1 protein-coding gene is annotated in these 1,318 nt (G+C 38.2%); it reads right to left on the bottom strand.

Annotation, left to right across the window (positions count from 1 at the left end; genetic code table 11):
* Positions 1–225: 225 nt before the first annotated feature.
* Positions 226–1,140: a lipid A hydroxylase LpxO gene (gene lpxO, locus FTU66_RS13520; RefSeq protein ID WP_178318334.1), complete on the bottom strand. Its 915-nt coding sequence runs from the start codon at positions 1,138–1,140 to the stop codon at positions 226–228.
* Positions 1,141–1,318 lie beyond the last annotated feature (178 nt).

A 1,318-nucleotide genomic window follows, 5' to 3' on the forward strand; every position in this document is an offset into this window, starting at 1 on the left:
TGGCATCGTGCCTTTGGCGTACATGGTCAGCAATAACTGAATCAATAGACCAGACATACAAATCACAAAAGCCAAAACCCACCAATCTTTTTTAGAACGAAACGTTTGCATAAAAATTCCCCTATTTACTTCATTCTATACATAAAAGTAGGTCTGGATTAAAGCTCGTTGCTGAAATTGCTCAAAAATGTCATAAAAAAACGCCCCGAAAGGCGTTGTAATACTCTAAAACACATAAGGGCGAATAAAAATTAAGAAGAAAATCCCGAGCATTAAAAACCATTTTAAGAAATAGTACACACGACTATTTTTAGCTTTTAAAGCCTTGGCTTTTAAACGCACTTGATAGACATAGCCAAAGACTTTATTTAAGCCACCCGTCTGATCGCCTGCTTCATTCGGAGAGCTTGCTGCGGTCATCACATTTTTGCCAAACCAGTGATTAAACTTTTGCATCCAGCGAGATTTTAACGGACGCTCGACATCGGCAAAGAAAATAATACGGTTTTGAGAAGTGCCATTTTCAGCATAGTGAATATAGGTTTCATCAAACACCACACTTTCACCATCACGCCATGAATACCGCTCACCATCGACATCAATAAAACAACGGTCATCATTTGGTGTCATCAATCCCAAGTGGTAACGCAATGAACCTGCATACGGGTCGCGATGACGCACTAAACGACTGTCGGGCGCTAGTTCAGTAAACATCGCCGCCTTAATGCTAGGCAAAGTTTTTAATAATGCTGTGGTTTTTGGACATAATTCTGCTGCTGATGGATGCGCGGAGTCATACCATTTTAAGTAAAAGCGCTTCCAGCCTGTTTTAAAGAATGAGTTAAAACCCAAATCATCGTAAGTACTTGAAGCTTTAATACCACCCTGTTCATATAAAGCTTTGGCTTCATCACGAATCATTTCCCAATTGTCATCCAAAACCTTTAAATCTTGAAAGTGCTGGGTGTCGATATACGGTTGATTTGGTACTTTAGAGAACAAATACATTAAATAGTTGATCGGTGCGAGGATGGTAGAATGGTCAAAAAACTGACGATAAAAACTATGACGCACCTTGCCGCGCTGTTGAATATACAGCGCTGAAGCGATAAAAATCGCCAAAATAATCCACTTCAACATAGAACAACCTAAATTGCTGAAAACAGCTAAAATTCAAAATGTCGCATATTCTCTCTGTACACGACAAAAATAGATAACTCATTGAAATAATGTCACAATAATTGTTTTCTAACGACGAATACTATGACACATCTCAATGAGTTATATCTTATCTTAAACAAATCTCTAAAATGGAACA

The sequence above is a fragment of the Acinetobacter sp. YH12131 genome (genome assembly GCF_013418635.1).
In the GTDB taxonomy this organism is placed as follows: domain Bacteria; phylum Pseudomonadota; class Gammaproteobacteria; order Pseudomonadales; family Moraxellaceae; genus Acinetobacter; species Acinetobacter towneri.

Excerpts from the sequence above, each read along its gene's own strand:
- lpxO (WP_178318334.1), bottom strand. The coding sequence starts at position 1,140 with ATGTTGAAGTGGATTATTTTGGCGATTTTTATCGCTTCAGCGCTGTAT.